The sequence below is a fragment of the Neorhizobium sp. SHOUNA12A genome, from assembly GCF_023006505.1.
Classification (GTDB): Bacteria; Pseudomonadota; Alphaproteobacteria; order Rhizobiales; family Rhizobiaceae; genus Neorhizobium.
Window position 1 is genome coordinate 105,302 of sequence record NZ_JALBGV010000006.1, and the last position, 16,195, is coordinate 121,496.

The window sequence follows — 16,195 nt, forward strand, 5'->3', positions numbered from 1 at the left end:
AGGGCTTGCTGTCCAGAATGCCGCGCCGGTTCCGTAAAAGAAGCAGGCCCCGGATCGACGATCCCGCAGCCCGTTCCGGGATCGCTTGCGTTCGCAGGGTGTGGCGCATATGCCGCCTGAAAAAATCACGTGCCAACACGGCTTTGTGACGCGCAAGTACCTGACACGAATTGGCCATATTGCTATGGGACCGGCTGGATGCAACGGGCCGGCGGGAATTCGCGCTTTCACGACATTGCGATGACGACGAAGCCCCCTTGCGGCTGCGCTAACTTTTTGCGCGTTCTTAACCATATCCCTGTAGGCGTCTTTGATGCTGCTCGGGACCAGATGGGTACTATGATGTCGAAGAAGATCGGATCTGAAGCTCTTTCCCGCCGTGCCTTGCTTCGCACGGCCGTCTCTGCTGGTGTTGCCGCACTTGCAGCGCCCGCATTCGCCCAGACGGCGATGGATGATCTGATCAATGCGCCTCGCCGCGGAACCTGGGACGACCAGTTCGACGCCAAGGCCGCATCCAGAACCGCCGTCAATGTCGTCTCCAACAATCCGGTGCTCGGCGCCGGCGGACCGGCGAACATCCAGCAGGCGATCGTAGACTACCAGCAGATCGTTGCAAACGGCGGCTGGCCCGAGGTCAATCCCGGCCAGCAGCGCCTGCGTCTTGGCGTCGTCGATCCTTCGGTGCAGCAGTTGCGCCAGCGTTTGATGATATCGGGCGACCTGCCGCGCGAGGCGGGTATGTCTTCGTCGTTCGACAGCTATGTCGACGGCGCTGTGAAGCGTTTTCAGGCCCGCCACGGACTGCCCGCCGATGGCGTGATGGGCGAGTTTACCGTCAAGGCGATGAACATATCGGCCGACGTGCGCATGCGCCAGCTGGGGACCAACCTGGTGCGCCTGCAGTCCATGTCCGGCGATCTCGGCTCCCGCTACGTCATGGTCAATATTCCGGCCGCCTACATCGAGGCGGTGGAGAACGACCGCGTGGCGCTGCGCACCAATGCCGTCGTCGGGCGCATCGACCGTCCGACGCACGCCATCAACTCGAAGATCTACGAGGTCATCCTCAACCCCTATTGGACTGCGCCGCGCTCGATCGTCGAGAAGGACATCGTGCCGCTGATGCGCAAGGATCCGACCTATCTCACCCGCAACAACATCCGCCTGATCGACGGCAAGGGTAACGAAGTGGCGCCGGAAACGGTCGACTGGTTCGCGCCAAAGGCGCCGAACCTGATGTTCCGGCAGGATCCCGGCAAGATCAACGCCATGGCCTCGACGAAGATCAACTTCCACAACCCGAACAACGAATACATGCACGACACGCCCCAGCAGGGCCTGTTCAACAAGCTGATGCGCTTTGAGTCCTCCGGCTGCATGCGTGTTCAGAACGTCCGCGACCTCATCACCTGGTTGCTGCGCGACACAACCGGCTGGTCGCGCCAGGAGATCGAGCGGGTGATCTCGACGCGCCAGAACAACCCGATCAAGCTTGCCGTCGAAGTGCCGGTCTATATCGTCTACATCACCGCCTGGTCTGCAAAGGACCGTGTCGTGCAGTTCCGCGACGATATCTACGAGCGTGACGGCAACCAGGAACTGGCGCTGCAGACGACCACCGGCATAGAAAAGCCGGCCGGTGCTGCCGACGACGATCTGCTGCCGCAATAAGATCTGCTTCTTTTTCCGTCCATGAGAAGCCGCATCCGCCAAGGGTGCGGCTTTTTCGTTTTCTAAGAGCATCTCCGCGTCTTCCGGCGAGCAAATGTCGTTCCCCGTATTGCTCTGCGCAAGGCGTAAGGCTAAGACGCGACATTGCAATGCCCACCCCTTTGAGGAGCCTCGCACATGTCGAACACCGACGTCTTCTTCTCCCGCCCGCTCGCAGAATCCGATCCGGAAATCTTTGGCGCGATCGAGAAGGAACTGGGTCGCCAGCGCCACGAAATCGAGCTGATCGCTTCGGAGAACATCGTTTCCCGCGCTGTGCTTGAGGCGCAGGGTTCGATCATGACCAACAAGTATGCGGAAGGTTATCCGGGCAAGCGTTATTACGGCGGTTGCCAGTTCGTCGACATCGCCGAGGAACTCGCCATTGAGCGCGCCAAAAAGCTGTTCGGCGTCAATTTCGTCAACGTCCAGCCGAATTCCGGCTCGCAGATGAACCAGGCCGTGTTCCTCGCGCTGCTGCAGCCCGGCGATACCTTCATGGGCCTCGACCTCAACTCGGGCGGCCACCTGACGCACGGTTCGCCGGTCAACATGTCCGGCAAGTGGTTCAACGTCGTCTCCTACGGCGTGCGCGAAGGCGACAACCTGCTCGACATGGACGAGGTGCAGCGCAAGGCCGAGGAAACCAAGCCGAAGCTGATCATCGCTGGCGGCACCGCCTATTCCCGCATCTGGGACTGGAAGCGTTTCCGCGAGATCGCCGATTCGGTCGGCGCCTATCTGATGGTCGACATGGCCCATATCGCCGGTCTGGTTGCCGGCGGCCAGCATCCGTCGCCGTTCCCGCACTGCCACGTCGCCACCACCACCACCCACAAGTCGCTGCGTGGGCCGCGCGGCGGCGTCATCCTGACCAATGACGAAGAACTGGCCAAGAAGTTCAATTCCGCCGTTTTCCCGGGCCTGCAGGGCGGTCCGCTGATGCACATCATTGCCGCCAAAGCCGTCGCCTTCGGCGAAGCGCTGCAGCCGGACTTCAAGGACTATGCTGCGCAGATCGTCAAGAACGCCAAGGCGCTGTCCGAAACGCTGATGGCCGGCGGCCTCGACATCGTCTCCGGCGGCACCGACAATCACCTGATGCTCGTCGACCTGCGCAAGAAGAACGCCACCGGCAAGCGCGCCGAGGCGGCACTCGGCCGCGGCTACATCACCACCAACAAGAACGGCATTCCCTTCGACCCGGAAAAGCCCTTCGTCACCTCCGGTATCCGTCTCGGGACGCCTGCCGGCACGACGCGCGGTTTCAAGGAAGCGGAATTCAAGGAGATCGGCAATCTCATCATCGAGGTTCTCGACGGCCTGAAGGTCGCCAATTCCGACGAAGGCAATGCCGGCGTCGAAGCCGCCGTGCGCGACAAGGTCGTGGCGCTCACCGGCCGCTTCCCCATGTATCCGTATATGTGATCCCAACTGGTACCAATGGGGGCCGCATCTCGCGGTCCCTCTTGCAAGCCTAAGGAGAGGCGATGCGCTGCCCCTATTGCGGTTCGGAAGACACGCAGGTCAAGGATAGTCGTCCGGCCGAGGATTACACCTCTATCCGCCGGCGGCGTATCTGCCCGGATTGCGGCGGCCGCTTCACGACGTTCGAGCGTGTGCAGCTTCGCGAACTGATGGTCACCAAGAAGACCGGCCGCAAGGTGCCGTTCGACCGCAACAAGCTGGTGCGATCCTTCCAGATCGCGCTGCGCAAGCGGCCGGTCGACAACGACCGCATCGAGCGGGCGGTTTCCGGCATCGTGCGTCGACTCGAGAGCTCGGGCGAGAACGAGATTTCGTCGGAAGAGATCGGGCTGCAGGTGCTGGAAGCATTGAAAAGCCTCGATGACGTCGCCTTCGTGCGCTACGCCTCTGTCTATCGCGATTTCTCCCATGCGGAGGATTTCGAAAAGGTGATCCAGGAGATCAACGCCAAGATCGCCCGCGATCCCGGCATCGAGCCGTAGCCATGACGAGCGCTGCCGAAGACCGGTGGTTCATGGCGTCGGCGCTGCGCCTGTCGCGCCTTCATACCGGTCAGACAGGCACCAATCCTTCGGTCGGCTGCGTGATCGTCAAGGACGGCGAGGTGGTCGGCTCTGCCGTCACCGCACCAGGCGGGCGGCCGCATGCGGAAACCCAGGCGCTCGATATCGCCGGAGAGAAGGCGAGGGGAGCGACCGCCTATGTCACGCTCGAGCCCTGCTCGCATTACGGCCGCACGCCGCCCTGCGCCAATGCGCTTGTCGAGGCGGGCGTCGCCCGTGTCGTCATCTCGTTGACCGATCCCGATCCGCGCGTTTCCGGCCGTGGGATCGCCATTCTGCGCGATGCCGGGATTGTCGTGGAAACCGGCCTGATGGAGGACGAGGGGCGCCGGGCGCTCGCCGCCTACCTCACCCGCCAGACGAAGGGCCGCCCGCATGTGACTCTGAAGCTTGCAGTTTCCGCCGACGGCATGCTCGGCCGCCGCGGCGAGGAAGTGTCGATCACCGGCCCCGAGGCGCGGGCGGAAGTACACCGCTTGCGGGCCGAGGCCGATGCGATTCTTGTCGGCATAGGCACGGTGCTGTCGGATGATCCGGAGCTGACGGTGCGTATTTCGGGGCTGGAGAAACGCTCTCCGGTGCGCATCGTGCTCGACCGGCGGCTCGAACTGCCGCTGGATTCCAAGCTGGTGAAGAGTGCGCGGGACGTGCCGGTGATTGTCGTGGCGGCGCCTTCTTCCTTGGAGACTGGGGCGACACCCCCCTCTGCCCTGCCGGGCATCTCCCCCTCAGGGGGGGAGATCGATCAGCGGCAGGCTCATCCGTCCCATTCAAGCTCCGATATCGGGGCGGCAGAGGAGCCGCCTGGAATTGCGCAGGGTGCAGGCTCCTTGCCGATCTCCCCCCTTGAGGGGGAGATGCCCGGCAGGGCAGAGGGGGGTGCTGCTCCGCGCTCCATCGCCAAAGGTGATCTGACCTCGAAGGCCGCGGCCCTCCAATCCGCCGGCGTCGAGATCATGGAGAGCACCGAACTCGACATCCTCCTGGCGATCCTTGCGGTTCGCGGCATGTCCTCGCTTCTGGTCGAGGGCGGCGCAACCATCGCAAAGACATTCCTCGAGGCAGATCTCGTCGACCGCATCCTTCTCTTCCAGGGCGCCGGCATTGTCGGCGAGGGCGGGCTTGAATCGCCGCTGACGCCATCCGATATGCCGGCAGGATTTAAGCTCGTGCGCGAGGAAAGCTTCGGGCCGGATCGCTGCTTCGAATACGAAAGAGGTTTCTGATGTTCACCGGAATTGTCACCGATGTCGGCACGGTCGCGGCAACGACGCCCATGGACGAAGGCGTCAAGCTCAGGATCGCCACCAACTACGATCCGAAAACCATCGACATGGGCGCCTCGATTTCCCATGGCGGCGTCTGCCTGACGGTGACAAACCTGCCGGACGAAGGCAGCAACGAGCGCTGGTTCGAGGTCGAGGCCTGGGAAGAGGCGCTGCGGCTGACGACGATCGCTGAATGGACCGAGGGCACGCGCGTCAATCTGGAGCGGGCGCTGAAGATCGGCGACGAACTCGGCGGCCATATCGTCTCCGGCCATGTGGACGGCAAGGCGGAAATTCTCGGCATCGAATATGAAGGTGAGGCGGTCCGCATCCGCCTTCGCGCACCCGAGGCGCTTGCCCGATTTGTGGCTCCGAAGGGCTCGGTCGCGCTGGACGGCACGTCGCTGACCGTCAACGCCGTCGAGGGCACCGATTTCGACGTTCTGCTGATCCGCCACACGCTCGCCGTCACCACCTGGGGTGATCGCAAGGCGGGCGATTTCGTCAATTTCGAAGTCGACACGATGGCGCGTTACGCAGCACGGCTCGCGGAATTCCCGGCGAAAAGCTGACGGCGCCTCGGCGATCAGTTTTCGCGCGCCAGCACCACGATCGGGCCATGGTAGTCGGCGCGGGCGAACTCGCGGAAGCCAAGTTTCGCGGCGACCTTCAGCGACGCGCCGTTTTCGGGGTTGATGATGCAGGTCATCCGGCGATCGGAAAAATGGGCCTCGCCCCAGGAGATCATCGCGCCCACCGCCTCGGTCGCGTAACCGCGGCCGTGGACGGAAGGGATGAGTGCCCAGCCGGTCTCGAGCGTCCCCTCGATCGAGGGCTGAAACTCGCGGCGCATGTCCTGGAAACCAGCTTCGCCGAGAAAACGCCCGGTTGCCTTTTCTTCGATCGCCAGGAAACCGAAACCCATCAGGTGCCACATGCCGTTGACACGCAGCATGCGGCTCCAGCTGGTTTCGCGGGACGAAGGGATGCCGGAAATATAGCGGACCACCTCCGGCTCGGCCCAGAATTCCGCATAGGTCTCGAATTCGTCCAGCCGGTGAGGACGCAGGATCAGCCGTTCGGTTTCGAGGGTCGGGATGGTGGTCATGGCGGGCTCCATGGTGCGGGGTGGCACTGATCTTTATCGCGCCTCGCTCAGGTATTCCCGATTCGCATCGCTGCGTTCAGCGAAAATTGCTTGCCATTCCCCTCAGAGCGTGTTTTGACCGCCACCTGCCCGAGACCCATATGACTATCGGCCCGCTTTGAAGGCGATATCGATCTCATGCTGGGCCGATTTGAACAAAGGTGAATCATGTCACGCGAAACCGCTCCACACCTCCTCGTCGTCGAGGCGCGTTTCTACGACGATATGTCCGATGCGCTGCTCGACGGCGCGACCCATGCGCTGAAGGAGGCCGGGGCGACCTATGACGTGGTCACCGTTCCGGGTGCTCTCGAAATCCCGCCGGCGATCGCCATGGCGCTCGACGCGTCGGAAGAGGGTGGCACCGATTACGACGGTTTCGTCGCACTCGGCATGGTTATCCGCGGCGAGACCTACCATTTCGACATCGTCTCGAACGAATCCTCCCGTGCGCTGATGGACCTCGCCGTGTCGGAATCGCTTGCGATCGGCAACGGCATCCTCACCGTCGAGAACGACGAACAGGCATGGGCACGTGCCCGCCGTTCGGACAAGGACAAGGGCGGCTTTGCCGCCCGTGCAGCGCTGACCATGATCGCGCTGCGTGACAAGCTGAACGGTGGTTGATTGATGGCCAAGGAAGGCGAACACCCGGTCAAGCCGGCAAACCAGCGTGGCGCCGCCCGCCTGGCGGCCGTGCAGGCGCTCTACCAGATGGATGTCGGCGGGACCGGCGTGCTGGAGGTCGTGGCCGAATATGAGGCGCACCGCCTCGGCCAGGAACTCGACGGCGACACCTATCTGAAGGCCGACGCCTCCTGGTTCCGCTCGATCGTTGCCGGCGTCGTGCGCGATCAGGTGAAGATTGACCCCTTGATCCGCGCCTCGCTGCAGGAAGACTGGCCGCTGTCGCGGCTTGATTCGACGCTGCGCGCCATCCTGCGTGCGGGTACGTTCGAGATACTCGAGCGCAAGGACGTGCCGGTGGCCGTCATCGTCACCGAATATGTCGAGATCGCTCACGCCTTCTTCGGCGAGGAAGAACCGCGCATCGTCAACGCTGTCCTTGACCGCATCGCCAAGCAGGTGCGTGGCGAAACCAAGAAATAACAAACTAAAAACAACTCGGGATGGGACAGGCATGGACGGTGCGGTGAACGGTCTTCAGACGCAGATGAGCACCGCCCGGCGCAGTGTCGCCCTGCTGGCCGGGGCCCAGGCGGTCCTCGGTTCGGCGCCACCTCTGGTCTTCGCGCTTGGCGGCCTCGTCGGGTACCAGTTGCTCGGCGACGACAAGTCGCTGGCGACCGCGCCGCTGACCGGTTTCAATATCGGCATGGCGGCGGGCGCTATCGCGGTTGCCATCGCTTCGCGGTTCCTCGGCCGCAAGACGAGCTTCATGCTGGGCTCAGTCCTCGGAGCGCTCGGTGCCGCGACCGCGGCGATCGCGCTCTTCCATGCCAACTTCTGGCTCTTTGCGACCGGCCTGCTGATGATCGGTCTCTGCAACGGCTTCACCCAGAAGATCCGCTTTGCTGCAGCCGATGCTTCGCCTTCGTTCTACAAGCCGAAGGCGATCTCGTGGATTCTCGCGGCCGGCATCGTCTCGGCGGTTCTCGGACCGCAGCTTGCGATCTGGACCAAGGACCTGCTGTCGCCGGTGCTGTTCGCCGGCGCCTTCGTGGCCGTCATTCCGCTCTATCTGATTGCGCTGGTGATGCTGTCGCCGCTGAAATTGCCGCAGTTGAGCGGCGGCCAGACTGCTTCGGTACCTGCACGCCCGCTCGGCGAGATCGTCGTCACCCAGCGGTTCCTGACCGGCATGATCTGCGGCATCTCCTCCTACGCGCTGATGACCTTCATGATGACCGGCGCGCCGCTTGCCATGGTGATCGGCTGCGGTTTCCCGTCGGAAATGGCCACCCTCGGCATCCAGTGGCATGTGCTCGCCATGTTCGCGCCGAGCTTTTTCACCGGCATGCTGATTTCCCGCTTCGGCGTCGAAAAGATCGTCGCCGCCGGGCTGGTGATCCTGATGGGGTGCGCCGTGATCGCCCATATGGGCATCGAGCTCTGGAACTTCTGGGGCGCGCTGGTGCTGCTCGGCATCGGCTGGAATTTCGCCTTCATCGGCTCGACCGCGATCGTCGCCTCCAGCTACCGCCCGCACGAGGCGGACAAGGTGCAGGGTTTTCACGATATCATCCTGTTCACCACCGTCGCGCTCTCCTCTTTCTCCTCGGGCAAGGTGTTCACCGCCTATGGCTGGTCCTTCATGAATCTGATCATCTGGCCGGTCACGATCGTCTGCCTCGGTCTGGTGTTGGCGCTGATGTTCAAACGCTCTTCCGTGAAATCCGCCTAGAGTCTTGTCCCTTCGGGGCTTGACGCCAATTCATCTCCACCGCAATCTCCCGTCCGCGCAGGCGATCCCGGATTCCTTGGGAGGGGAGCGGTCGGCTGCGCGGGAATGCGCACTATGGAGTATTGCGGCGGACCTTGCTCATCCCGTGGATGTGCGCCGCTGCAGGGGTGCACGGCCGGAGGGTATGGACCACCCGGCGCTAAGGGAGAGGAAAAGCGAATGACTGTAATTCTGGGTGTGATCGTGTGCGGGTTGCTATCGATCATTTATGCCGTCTGGGCGACGCGTTCCGTGCTTGCTGCCGATCAGGGCAGTATCCGCATGCAGGAGATCGCCGGATATATCCGTGAAGGCGCACAGGCCTATCTGATGCGTCAATACATGACCATTGCCATTGTCGGCGTCGTCGTGACGATCCTTGCCTGGGTTCTGTTGTCCGGCACCGCTGCGGTCGGCTTCGTCATCGGCGCCGTGCTTTCGGGCGCTGCCGGCTTCATCGGCATGCACGTCTCGGTCCGCGCTAACGTGCGCACGGCGCAAGCTTCTTCCCAAAGCCTTGCGGCCGGTCTCGACATCGCTTTCAAATCCGGCGCCATCACCGGCATGCTGGTAGCAGGCCTCGCTCTCCTCGGCGTCTCGATTTATTATTGGATTCTGACCGCCGGCCTCGGCCATCCGACCGGCTCGCGTGAAGTCATCGACGCGCTCGTCTCGCTCGGCTTCGGCGCTTCGCTGATCTCGATCTTCGCCCGTCTCGGCGGCGGTATCTTCACCAAGGGCGCCGACGTCGGCGGCGATCTCGTCGGCAAGGTGGAAGCCGGCATTCCGGAAGACGATCCACGCAATCCGGCGACGATTGCCGATAACGTCGGCGACAACGTCGGCGACTGCGCCGGCATGGCCGCCGACCTCTTCGAAACCTATGCGGTCTCCGTCGTCGCCACCATGGTGCTTGCGGCAATCTTCTTCGCCGGAGCGCCGATCCTCGCAACCGTCATGGTCTACCCGCTGGCGATCTGCGGCGCCTGCATCATCACCTCGATCATCGGCACCTTCTTCGTCAAGCTCGGCTCCAACGGTTCGATCATGGGCGCGCTCTACAAGGGCCTCATCGTCACCGGTCTGCTGTCGATCGTCGGTCTCGCCATCGCCACTTCGATCACCATCGGCTGGGGCACGATCGGCACCGTCGCCGGCAAGCCGATCACCGGTACGAACCTCTTCATCTGCGGCCTTCTCGGTCTGGCCGTGACGGCGCTGATCGTCGTCATCACCGAATACTACACCGGCACCAACAAGCGCCCGGTGAACTCGATCGCCCAGGCCTCGGTGACCGGCCATGGCACCAACGTTATCCAGGGCCTTGCGGTCTCGCTCGAATCGACCGCCCTTCCGGCGATCGTCATCGTCGGCGGCATCATCGCCACCTACCAGTTCGCCGGCCTGTTCGGCACCGGCATCGCCGTCACCACCATGCTCGGCCTGGCCGGCATGATCGTGGCGCTCGACGCTTTCGGTCCGGTCACCGACAATGCCGGCGGCATCGCCGAAATGGCGCACCTGCCGCCGGAAGTGCGCAAGTCGACGGACGCGCTCGATGCGGTGGGCAATACGACCAAGGCCGTCACCAAGGGTTATGCGATCGGTTCTGCCGGCCTCGGCGCGCTGGTGCTCTTCGCCGCCTATTCCAACGACCTGCAATATTTCGCCGCCAACCCCGCCCAATATCCATACTTCCAGGGCATCGGCGAAATCTCCTTCAGCCTCTCCAACCCTTATGTCGTTGCCGGCCTGATCTTCGGCGGCCTGATCCCCTACCTGTTCGGCGGCATCGCGATGACCGCCGTCGGCCGCGCCGCGGGCTCGATCGTCGAGGAAGTGCGCAAGCAGTTCCGCGAAAAGCCGGGCATCATGGCGGGGACTGAAAAGCCGGATTATGGCCGCGCCGTCGACATCCTGACCCGGGCTGCGATTCGCGAGATGATCATTCCGTCTCTGTTGCCGGTTCTGGCGCCGATTGTCGTCTATTTCGGCGTTCTGCTGATCTCCGGCGGCGACAAGGCTTCTGCCTTTGCTGCCCTCGGGGCATCGCTGCTCGGCGTTATCGTCAACGGCCTGTTCGTGGCGATCTCCATGACCTCGGGCGGCGGCGCCTGGGACAATGCCAAGAAGAGCTTCGAGGACGGTTTCGTCGACAAGGACGGCGTTCGCCACATGAAGGGTTCGGAAGCTCATAAAGCATCCGTTACCGGCGATACCGTCGGCGATCCCTACAAGGATACGGCGGGCCCGGCCGTCAACCCGGCGATCAAGATCACCAATATCGTGGCGCTTCTGCTTTTGGCAGTGCTTGCCGGCTGATCTCTGAACCAAGCCAGACAAAAAGCCCGCGAGGAGTGATCCTCGCGGGCTTTTTGGATTTTTGTATCCGTTTTCCGGTGCTTATTTGCCGAAGCCGGACAAGATGCTGCGCGCTGCCGCTCCACCAGCGCTGGAGCCGCCGGAAAGCAGCTGCTGCAGGAAGGTGAGGTCGCGGCCGCCGGTCGGTGTCGTGCGCGAAATCGTGTCGAACACCTTGCCATCCTGCATCGCATAGTTGGCGCGACGGGCGACGACGCCGTCCTTGTCGAAATAGATGGCGAGCACCGTCTGGTCGACGATCTTCGGCTTCATGAAGGCCGCCGCACGCTCGCGTTTCTGCGAGATGTAGTAGAACACCTCGGTATCGAAGGTGGCCGTCGTCGAGGGTGTGCCCATCGTCAGCAGCACCTGCTCGCGGCTCGACCCGACCGGAATGAGTTCCAGCGATTTCTGGTCGACCACGTAGCCGTTATACATGGTGTCGCCGATATGCATGGACGTGCAACCCGAGACGGTGATGGATGCGACGACCATTGCCATCGCGGTTTTACTCAAGAATGTCATCTCGTATCCGAAAACCCGCTTGTTCAACGGCATCCCCCAAACTCAACCTGCCCCTGCTGACCCTACCATTGTGGCTATTCAGGGACATAAGACCGATCCCGACCTGGATGTTAAGGCCGCGAAGATCCCACCCCGTTCGCTGATCCGGCGGAACGGCATTGCAATTCGTGCATGCTTCGGTAAACCAGCTTTCGTTTCCATGCAACATGGCCGGCGGCAGGCTGGCCCATTCCTGGAGGCAAATAACGGGAATTCAGATGATCTTCGGCCTTTTCAAGAAGAAAAACCAAAACCACGCGATTGTTGACCGCCAATACTCGACCTTGACGTCGATGGCGCGTGTACCGTTCTTTTATAGCGATCTGGACGTACCGGACACGGTCATGGGCCGTTTCGAGATGCTCTCGATCGTGATGATCCTGTTCTTCCGGCGCACCGCGAAGTCCGATTCGAGCGGGCAGGAGCTGGCCCAGGAGATCGTCGACGCTTTTTTCCAGGATATCGACCACTCCATCCGCGAGCTCGGCATCGGCGACCAGAGCGTGCCGAAGCGCATGAAAAAGCTGGCCGGGATGTTTTATGGCCGGGTGGAGACCTATGCCGCCGCTCTTGAAGGCAAGGACAGCGGGGCGCTTGCCTCGGCCCTCAGCCGGAATATCTATCCCAAGACGGAGGATGCGCCTGGGATGCGAGGGCTGGCGGACTGGATGATCGTTGTGGAGAGGGCGCTTGCCGGCATTTCCGAAGATGAGATTTCCCGCGGGCACGCGGTTTTGCCCCTGCCGGGCCCGCTGCCGCGAGAAGAGTGAGGTTTGATGAAGAACGACCATGGCGCAGGCGAAAAGCCTCCCTTTTCCTATCCCGTCAAAGTCGGGAATATTTCCGCCAATGCGGTGACCGTGAAGCTCGAAGCGGATGCGCGCGAGCTCGTGGGTCTCGCAAAGCTGTGGCAGGTCGTTTCGGTCGGTTCGTTGAAGGCCGAACTGCAGATCGCCCGCTGGAAGAAGGACGGGGTGCGTCTCAAGGGACGCGTCCAGGCCGATATCGTCCAGTCCTCGGTCGTCACGCTCGAGCCGGTGGCATCGAAGATAGACGAGCCGTTCGAGCAGATCTTCGTGCCTGAAGGGTCGAAGCTCGCGCGGGTCGTGACCAGCGATACGGCGGAGATGGTGATCGATCCCGATGGTCCCGATCTTCCCGAAATGTTTGTCGGCGACACGATCGATGTCGGCGAAGTGGTGGCCGAATTCGCAGCACTTGCGATCGATCCTTATCCCCGCGAACCCGGCGTCGAGTTCGCCGATCACCTGGAAGGCGATCCGGATGAAAAGTCCGGACGCCCCAATCCCTTTGCCGTCCTTAAGGACTGGAAAAAGGATTGAGGACGGGTTGTAAGCGACAGCAAAAACTATATTTTGGCCACGAATTCGCCGACACGGCCCCGCATGAGGAGCGAAGGGCCGTTGGAGACGTGAGAACTGGCGCATGGTCCCCGATTGGGGCGTGCGTTCGGCGAAGATAAGGATCAGGGACGCGTGATCAGAATTTCTATCGATGCCATGGGCGGCGATTTTGGTCCCGAGGTCGTCATTGCCGGTGCCGCCAAGGCACTGGAACGCCACCCGGATGTGACCTTCCTCATCTATGGGCTGAAGGTCCAATGCGAGCCGGTCTTGGCGAAATATCCAAAACTGCGGGATAAATCCGTCTTCCACGAATGCGAACTGGCCGTCAGCATGGAGGAGAAGCCGAGCGCGGCCTTGCGCCGCGGCCGTTATGTCTCGACAATGTGGCGGTCGATCGAGGCGGTAAAGCTCGGCGAAGCGGAAGTCGTGGTCTCGGCCGGCAATACCGGTGCCCTGATGGCGATGGCGAAGTTCTGTCTGCGCACCATGGCCAATATCGAACGCCCGGCGATCGCCGGCATATGGCCGACCCTCAAGGGCGAGAGCATCGTCCTCGATATCGGCGCGACGATCGGTGCCGACGCTCAGCAACTTTTCGATTTTGCGATCATGGGCGGGGCCATGGCACGCTCCCTCTTCGAAGTGGACCGACCGACCGTCGGGCTTCTGAACGTCGGCGTCGAAGAGGTGAAGGGCCAGGAAGAGGTCAAGGAGGCCGGGCGGCTGATCCGCGAGGCCAACCTGCCGACGATCGCCTATCACGGTTTCGTCGAAGGTGACGACATCGGCAAGGGCACCGTCGATGTGGTGGTGACCGAAGGTTTTACCGGCAATATCGCGCTGAAGGCGGCGGAGGGCACGGCCCGGCAGATCGCCACGCTTCTGCGCGAATCGATGTCGCGCACGCTGCTGGCCAGGATCGGCTATCTTCTCGCCAAGCCCGCCTTCGACAGGCTGCGCGAGAAGATGGATCCGAACAAGGTCAATGGCGGCGTGTTCCTCGGCTTGAACGGCATCGTCATCAAGAGCCATGGCAGTGCCAATGCCGACGGTTTTGCTGCCGCGATCGATGTCGGCTATGACATGGCACGCAACGATCTCAACGCGAAGATCCGGCAGGATCTTGCAATTTACCATGCCCGCCGCCAGCCCCCGGCTGGCCCCGAAGCGGCATGACGACAGGATGTGAGTTAAGAATGATCCGTTCAGTGGTTCGCGGTTATGGGGCAGCGCTCCCGAAGCGGGTAGTGACCAATCGCGAGTTGGAAGACATCGTCGAGACCTCCGACGAATGGATCGTGCAGCGCACGGGCATTCGTCAGCGTTATCTCGCCGGCGAGGGCGAGACGACCGCCTCTCTCGGCGAGCAGGCGGCGCGTGCGGCGCTCGAAAACGCCGGTTTGACGCCGGATGACATCGATCTCGTGCTGGTCGCGACCTCGACGCCCGACAACACCTTTCCGGCGACCGCCGTCAATATCCAGAATCGGCTGGGCATGACCCACGGCTACGCCTTCGATCTGCAGGCGGTCTGCACCGGCTTCGTCTACGCGATGGCGACCGCCGATCTGCATATCCGCGGTGGAATGGCAAAGCGTGTGCTGGTGATCGGCGCCGAGACCTTTTCCCGCATCCTCGACTGGAAGGATCGTACCACCTGCGTGCTTTTCGGCGATGGCGCCGGTGCGCTGGTGCTGGAGGCGGCGGAAGGCGAGGGGACCATTGCCGACCGAGGCGTGCTCACCGCTCATCTGCGCTCCGACGGCTCGCATAAGGACAAGCTCTATGTCGATGGCGGCCCGTCCTCGACGGGCACGGTCGGACATCTGCGCATGGAAGGCCGCGAGGTCTTCAAGCATGCGGTCGGCATGATCACCGACGTGATCGACAGCGCGTTCGCCGCGACCGGCACGACGGCAGACGATCTCGACTGGCTGGTGCCGCACCAGGCCAACCGCCGCATCATCGACGGCTCGGCGAAGAAACTCGGTATTCCTTTGGAAAAGGTCGTCGTGACCGTCGATCTGCATGGTAATACCTCGGCTGCATCGATTCCTTTGGCACTTTCGGTTGCCGCCTCCGACGGGCGCATCAAGAAGGGCGATCTGGTGATGCTCGAAGCCATGGGCGGCGGTTTTACGTGGGGCGCATTGCTGGTCCGCTGGTAGGGCTGCAATGATTGGCCGAAACGTAAATAAGCGATTGAGCACAGGTGCTTGACCCTCGCGCTCAAGCAAAATACTCTCTATCGGCTTTGATAAGATCAATTTCGAAAATTGGGCGGGGATCATGGCCGGCAAGACAGTAACACGCGCGGATCTGGCGGAATCGGTTTTCCGCAAGGTCGGACTTTCGCGGACGGAATCGGCCGAGCTCGTCGAGACGGTCATAGACGAAATCTGTAACGCGATCGTGCGGGGCGAGGTGGTCAAGCTTTCCTCCTTCGCGACCTTCCAGGTGCGTTCCAAGAACGAGCGGATCGGCCGCAATCCGAAGACCGGCGAGGAAGTGCCGATTTCTCCGCGTCGGGTGATGACGTTCAAGGCCTCCAATGTACTGAAGAGCCGTATCCTCAAGGCGCACACGGCGCGCAAGGCGAAACTGAAGCCGGCAAGCCCTGTCGCCTGAACCCCGGCGCCCTTTCCGCAATCCTGTGAACATGCTTGAATCTCCCGGCTTAAGCCGTTGAGATATGTCCGATTCGGCGCATAATCCGCGCATGAATTGGAGGCTATGAGTCTGCCCTTGGGGCATGGGCAGCCTGCCGTTTGGAGTGTGACCTTTGGAGAAGAGCCCGGACGCCTTTCGTACGATCAGCGAGGTCGCCGACGACCTCGACCTGCCGCAGCACGTGCTGCGCTTCTGGGAAACGCGTTTCCCGCAGATCCGGCCGATGAAGCGCGGCGGCGGGCGGCGTTATTATCGTCCCGAGGACGTCGATCTCCTGAAGGGCATCCGTCACCTGCTCTACGATCACGGTTACACCATAAAAGGCGTGCAGAAGCTTCTGAAGATGAACGGCAACAAGTTCGTCTCGGCGATCGCGTCTGGCGATCTCGCCACGATGGAAGCGATCATGGCGGCAAACAGCGAAAAGCAGGTCGAGCCGAAGATCAGCACGGCCGAAGAGGATCAGATCGTCGGCCGCCCCAAGGTGAAGCCGAGCGGCCGCTTTTTCGGCTTCGGCGGCACCCACGAGGACGACGTGGAAGTCTCGATCGGCAAGTCCAGCATTGGCAAGGAAGACCGCGCCCTGTTGCAGGAGGCACTGTTCGACCTTCTGGAATGCAAACGCCTCCTGGATCAGGTTCGCTAATTCA

18 protein-coding genes are annotated in these 16,195 nt (G+C 62.2%); 16 read left to right on the top strand and 2 right to left on the bottom strand.

The genetic code is table 11. The features are described from left to right. Positions 1-342 precede the first annotated feature (342 nt). The 5 genes from MOV63_RS04925 to MOV63_RS04945 all read left to right on the top strand — a co-directional run bounded on the left by MOV63_RS04925 (position 343) and on the right by MOV63_RS04945 (position 5,604). Positions 343-1,674 (top strand): murein L,D-transpeptidase, encoded by a 1,332-nt coding sequence (locus MOV63_RS04925; RefSeq protein WP_038593113.1) that lies wholly within the window; start codon positions 343-345, stop codon positions 1,672-1,674. A gap of 177 nt (positions 1,675-1,851) precedes the next feature. Then, positions 1,852-3,141 carry a serine hydroxymethyltransferase gene (gene glyA / locus MOV63_RS04930; RefSeq protein ID WP_038541848.1) on the top strand — a complete coding sequence of 430 codons (1,290 nt, stop codon included), beginning with the start codon at positions 1,852-1,854 and terminating at the stop codon, positions 3,139-3,141. 62 nt (positions 3,142-3,203) lie between these two features. Further along, positions 3,204-3,683: a transcriptional regulator NrdR gene (nrdR, locus tag MOV63_RS04935; protein ID WP_007771094.1), complete on the top strand. Its 480-nt coding sequence runs from the start codon at positions 3,204-3,206 to the stop codon at positions 3,681-3,683. Positions 3,684-3,685: 2 nt separating this feature from the next. After that, entirely contained in the window at positions 3,686-4,990 is a 1,305-nt protein-coding gene (gene ribD, locus MOV63_RS04940; RefSeq protein ID WP_247032095.1) for a bifunctional diaminohydroxyphosphoribosylaminopyrimidine deaminase/5-amino-6-(5-phosphoribosylamino)uracil reductase RibD, read from the top strand. Further along, positions 4,990-5,604, top strand: a complete 615-nt coding sequence (locus tag MOV63_RS04945) for a riboflavin synthase (protein WP_247032097.1) — start codon at positions 4,990-4,992, stop codon at positions 5,602-5,604. The genes ribD and MOV63_RS04945 overlap by 1 nt, the downstream gene beginning before the upstream one ends. 14 nt (positions 5,605-5,618) lie before the next feature. Here the strand turns inward: MOV63_RS04945 and MOV63_RS04950 are convergent, their stop codons facing one another. After that, positions 5,619-6,140 carry a GNAT family N-acetyltransferase gene (locus MOV63_RS04950; protein WP_247032099.1) on the bottom strand — a complete coding sequence of 174 codons (522 nt, stop codon included), beginning with the start codon at positions 6,138-6,140 and terminating at the stop codon, positions 5,619-5,621. A 207-nt stretch (positions 6,141-6,347) separates the two neighbouring features. On the opposite strand from MOV63_RS04950, the gene ribH reads away from it, so the two are divergent. The 4 genes from ribH to MOV63_RS04970 all read left to right on the top strand — a co-directional run bounded on the left by ribH (position 6,348) and on the right by MOV63_RS04970 (position 10,905). Beyond that, a complete protein-coding gene (gene ribH, locus MOV63_RS04955) occupies positions 6,348-6,806 on the top strand; it encodes a 6,7-dimethyl-8-ribityllumazine synthase (protein WP_247032101.1) in 459 nt (152 codons plus the stop codon). Positions 6,807-6,809: 3 nt separating this feature from the next. Further along, on the top strand, positions 6,810-7,289 hold the full coding sequence (gene nusB / locus MOV63_RS04960; protein ID WP_038593118.1) for a transcription antitermination factor NusB: 480 nt from the start codon (positions 6,810-6,812) through the stop codon (positions 7,287-7,289). Between the two features lie 31 nt (positions 7,290-7,320). Beyond that, the gene (locus MOV63_RS04965) at positions 7,321-8,544 is read left to right on the top strand and encodes an MFS transporter (protein ID WP_247032103.1); all 1,224 of its coding nucleotides are present in this window, start codon (positions 7,321-7,323) and stop codon (positions 8,542-8,544) included. Positions 8,545-8,763: 219 nt separating this feature from the next. Then, positions 8,764-10,905: a sodium-translocating pyrophosphatase gene (locus MOV63_RS04970; protein ID WP_247032105.1), complete on the top strand. Its 2,142-nt coding sequence runs from the start codon at positions 8,764-8,766 to the stop codon at positions 10,903-10,905. A gap of 81 nt (positions 10,906-10,986) precedes the next feature. On the opposite strand, the gene MOV63_RS04975 is transcribed toward MOV63_RS04970, so the two are convergent. After that, positions 10,987-11,502, bottom strand: coding sequence for an outer membrane protein assembly factor BamE (locus MOV63_RS04975; RefSeq protein WP_038541863.1), 516 nt, complete (start codon positions 11,500-11,502; stop codon positions 10,987-10,989). On the opposite strand from MOV63_RS04975, the gene MOV63_RS04980 reads away from it, so the two are divergent. The 7 genes from MOV63_RS04980 (at position 11,423) to MOV63_RS05010 (ending at position 16,191) form a co-directional block, all read left to right on the top strand. Next, positions 11,423-11,776: a hypothetical protein gene (locus tag MOV63_RS04980; protein ID WP_162182319.1), complete on the top strand. Its 354-nt coding sequence runs from the start codon at positions 11,423-11,425 to the stop codon at positions 11,774-11,776. The genes MOV63_RS04975 and MOV63_RS04980 overlap by 80 nt on opposite strands. Further along, positions 11,727-12,278 (top strand): ubiquinol-cytochrome C chaperone family protein, encoded by a 552-nt coding sequence (locus tag MOV63_RS04985; RefSeq protein WP_247032107.1) that lies wholly within the window; start codon positions 11,727-11,729, stop codon positions 12,276-12,278. The genes MOV63_RS04980 and MOV63_RS04985 overlap by 50 nt, the downstream gene beginning before the upstream one ends. 6 nt (positions 12,279-12,284) lie before the next feature. Further along, positions 12,285-12,851: a DUF177 domain-containing protein gene (locus tag MOV63_RS04990; protein WP_038541865.1), complete on the top strand. Its 567-nt coding sequence runs from the start codon at positions 12,285-12,287 to the stop codon at positions 12,849-12,851. Positions 12,852-13,004: 153 nt separating this feature from the next. Continuing rightward, on the top strand, positions 13,005-14,051 hold the full coding sequence (gene plsX / locus MOV63_RS04995) for a phosphate acyltransferase PlsX (RefSeq protein WP_038549014.1): 1,047 nt from the start codon (positions 13,005-13,007) through the stop codon (positions 14,049-14,051). A 20-nt stretch (positions 14,052-14,071) separates the two neighbouring features. Continuing rightward, positions 14,072-15,043, top strand: a complete 972-nt coding sequence (locus MOV63_RS05000) for a beta-ketoacyl-ACP synthase III (RefSeq protein WP_037080647.1) — start codon at positions 14,072-14,074, stop codon at positions 15,041-15,043. Between the two features lie 121 nt (positions 15,044-15,164). Beyond that, positions 15,165-15,503: an integration host factor subunit alpha gene (locus tag MOV63_RS05005; protein WP_007770264.1), complete on the top strand. Its 339-nt coding sequence runs from the start codon at positions 15,165-15,167 to the stop codon at positions 15,501-15,503. 154 nt (positions 15,504-15,657) lie between these two features. Then, a complete protein-coding gene (locus tag MOV63_RS05010) occupies positions 15,658-16,191 on the top strand; it encodes a MerR family transcriptional regulator (RefSeq protein WP_038541870.1) in 534 nt (177 codons plus the stop codon). Positions 16,192-16,195: the final 4 nt, after the last annotated feature.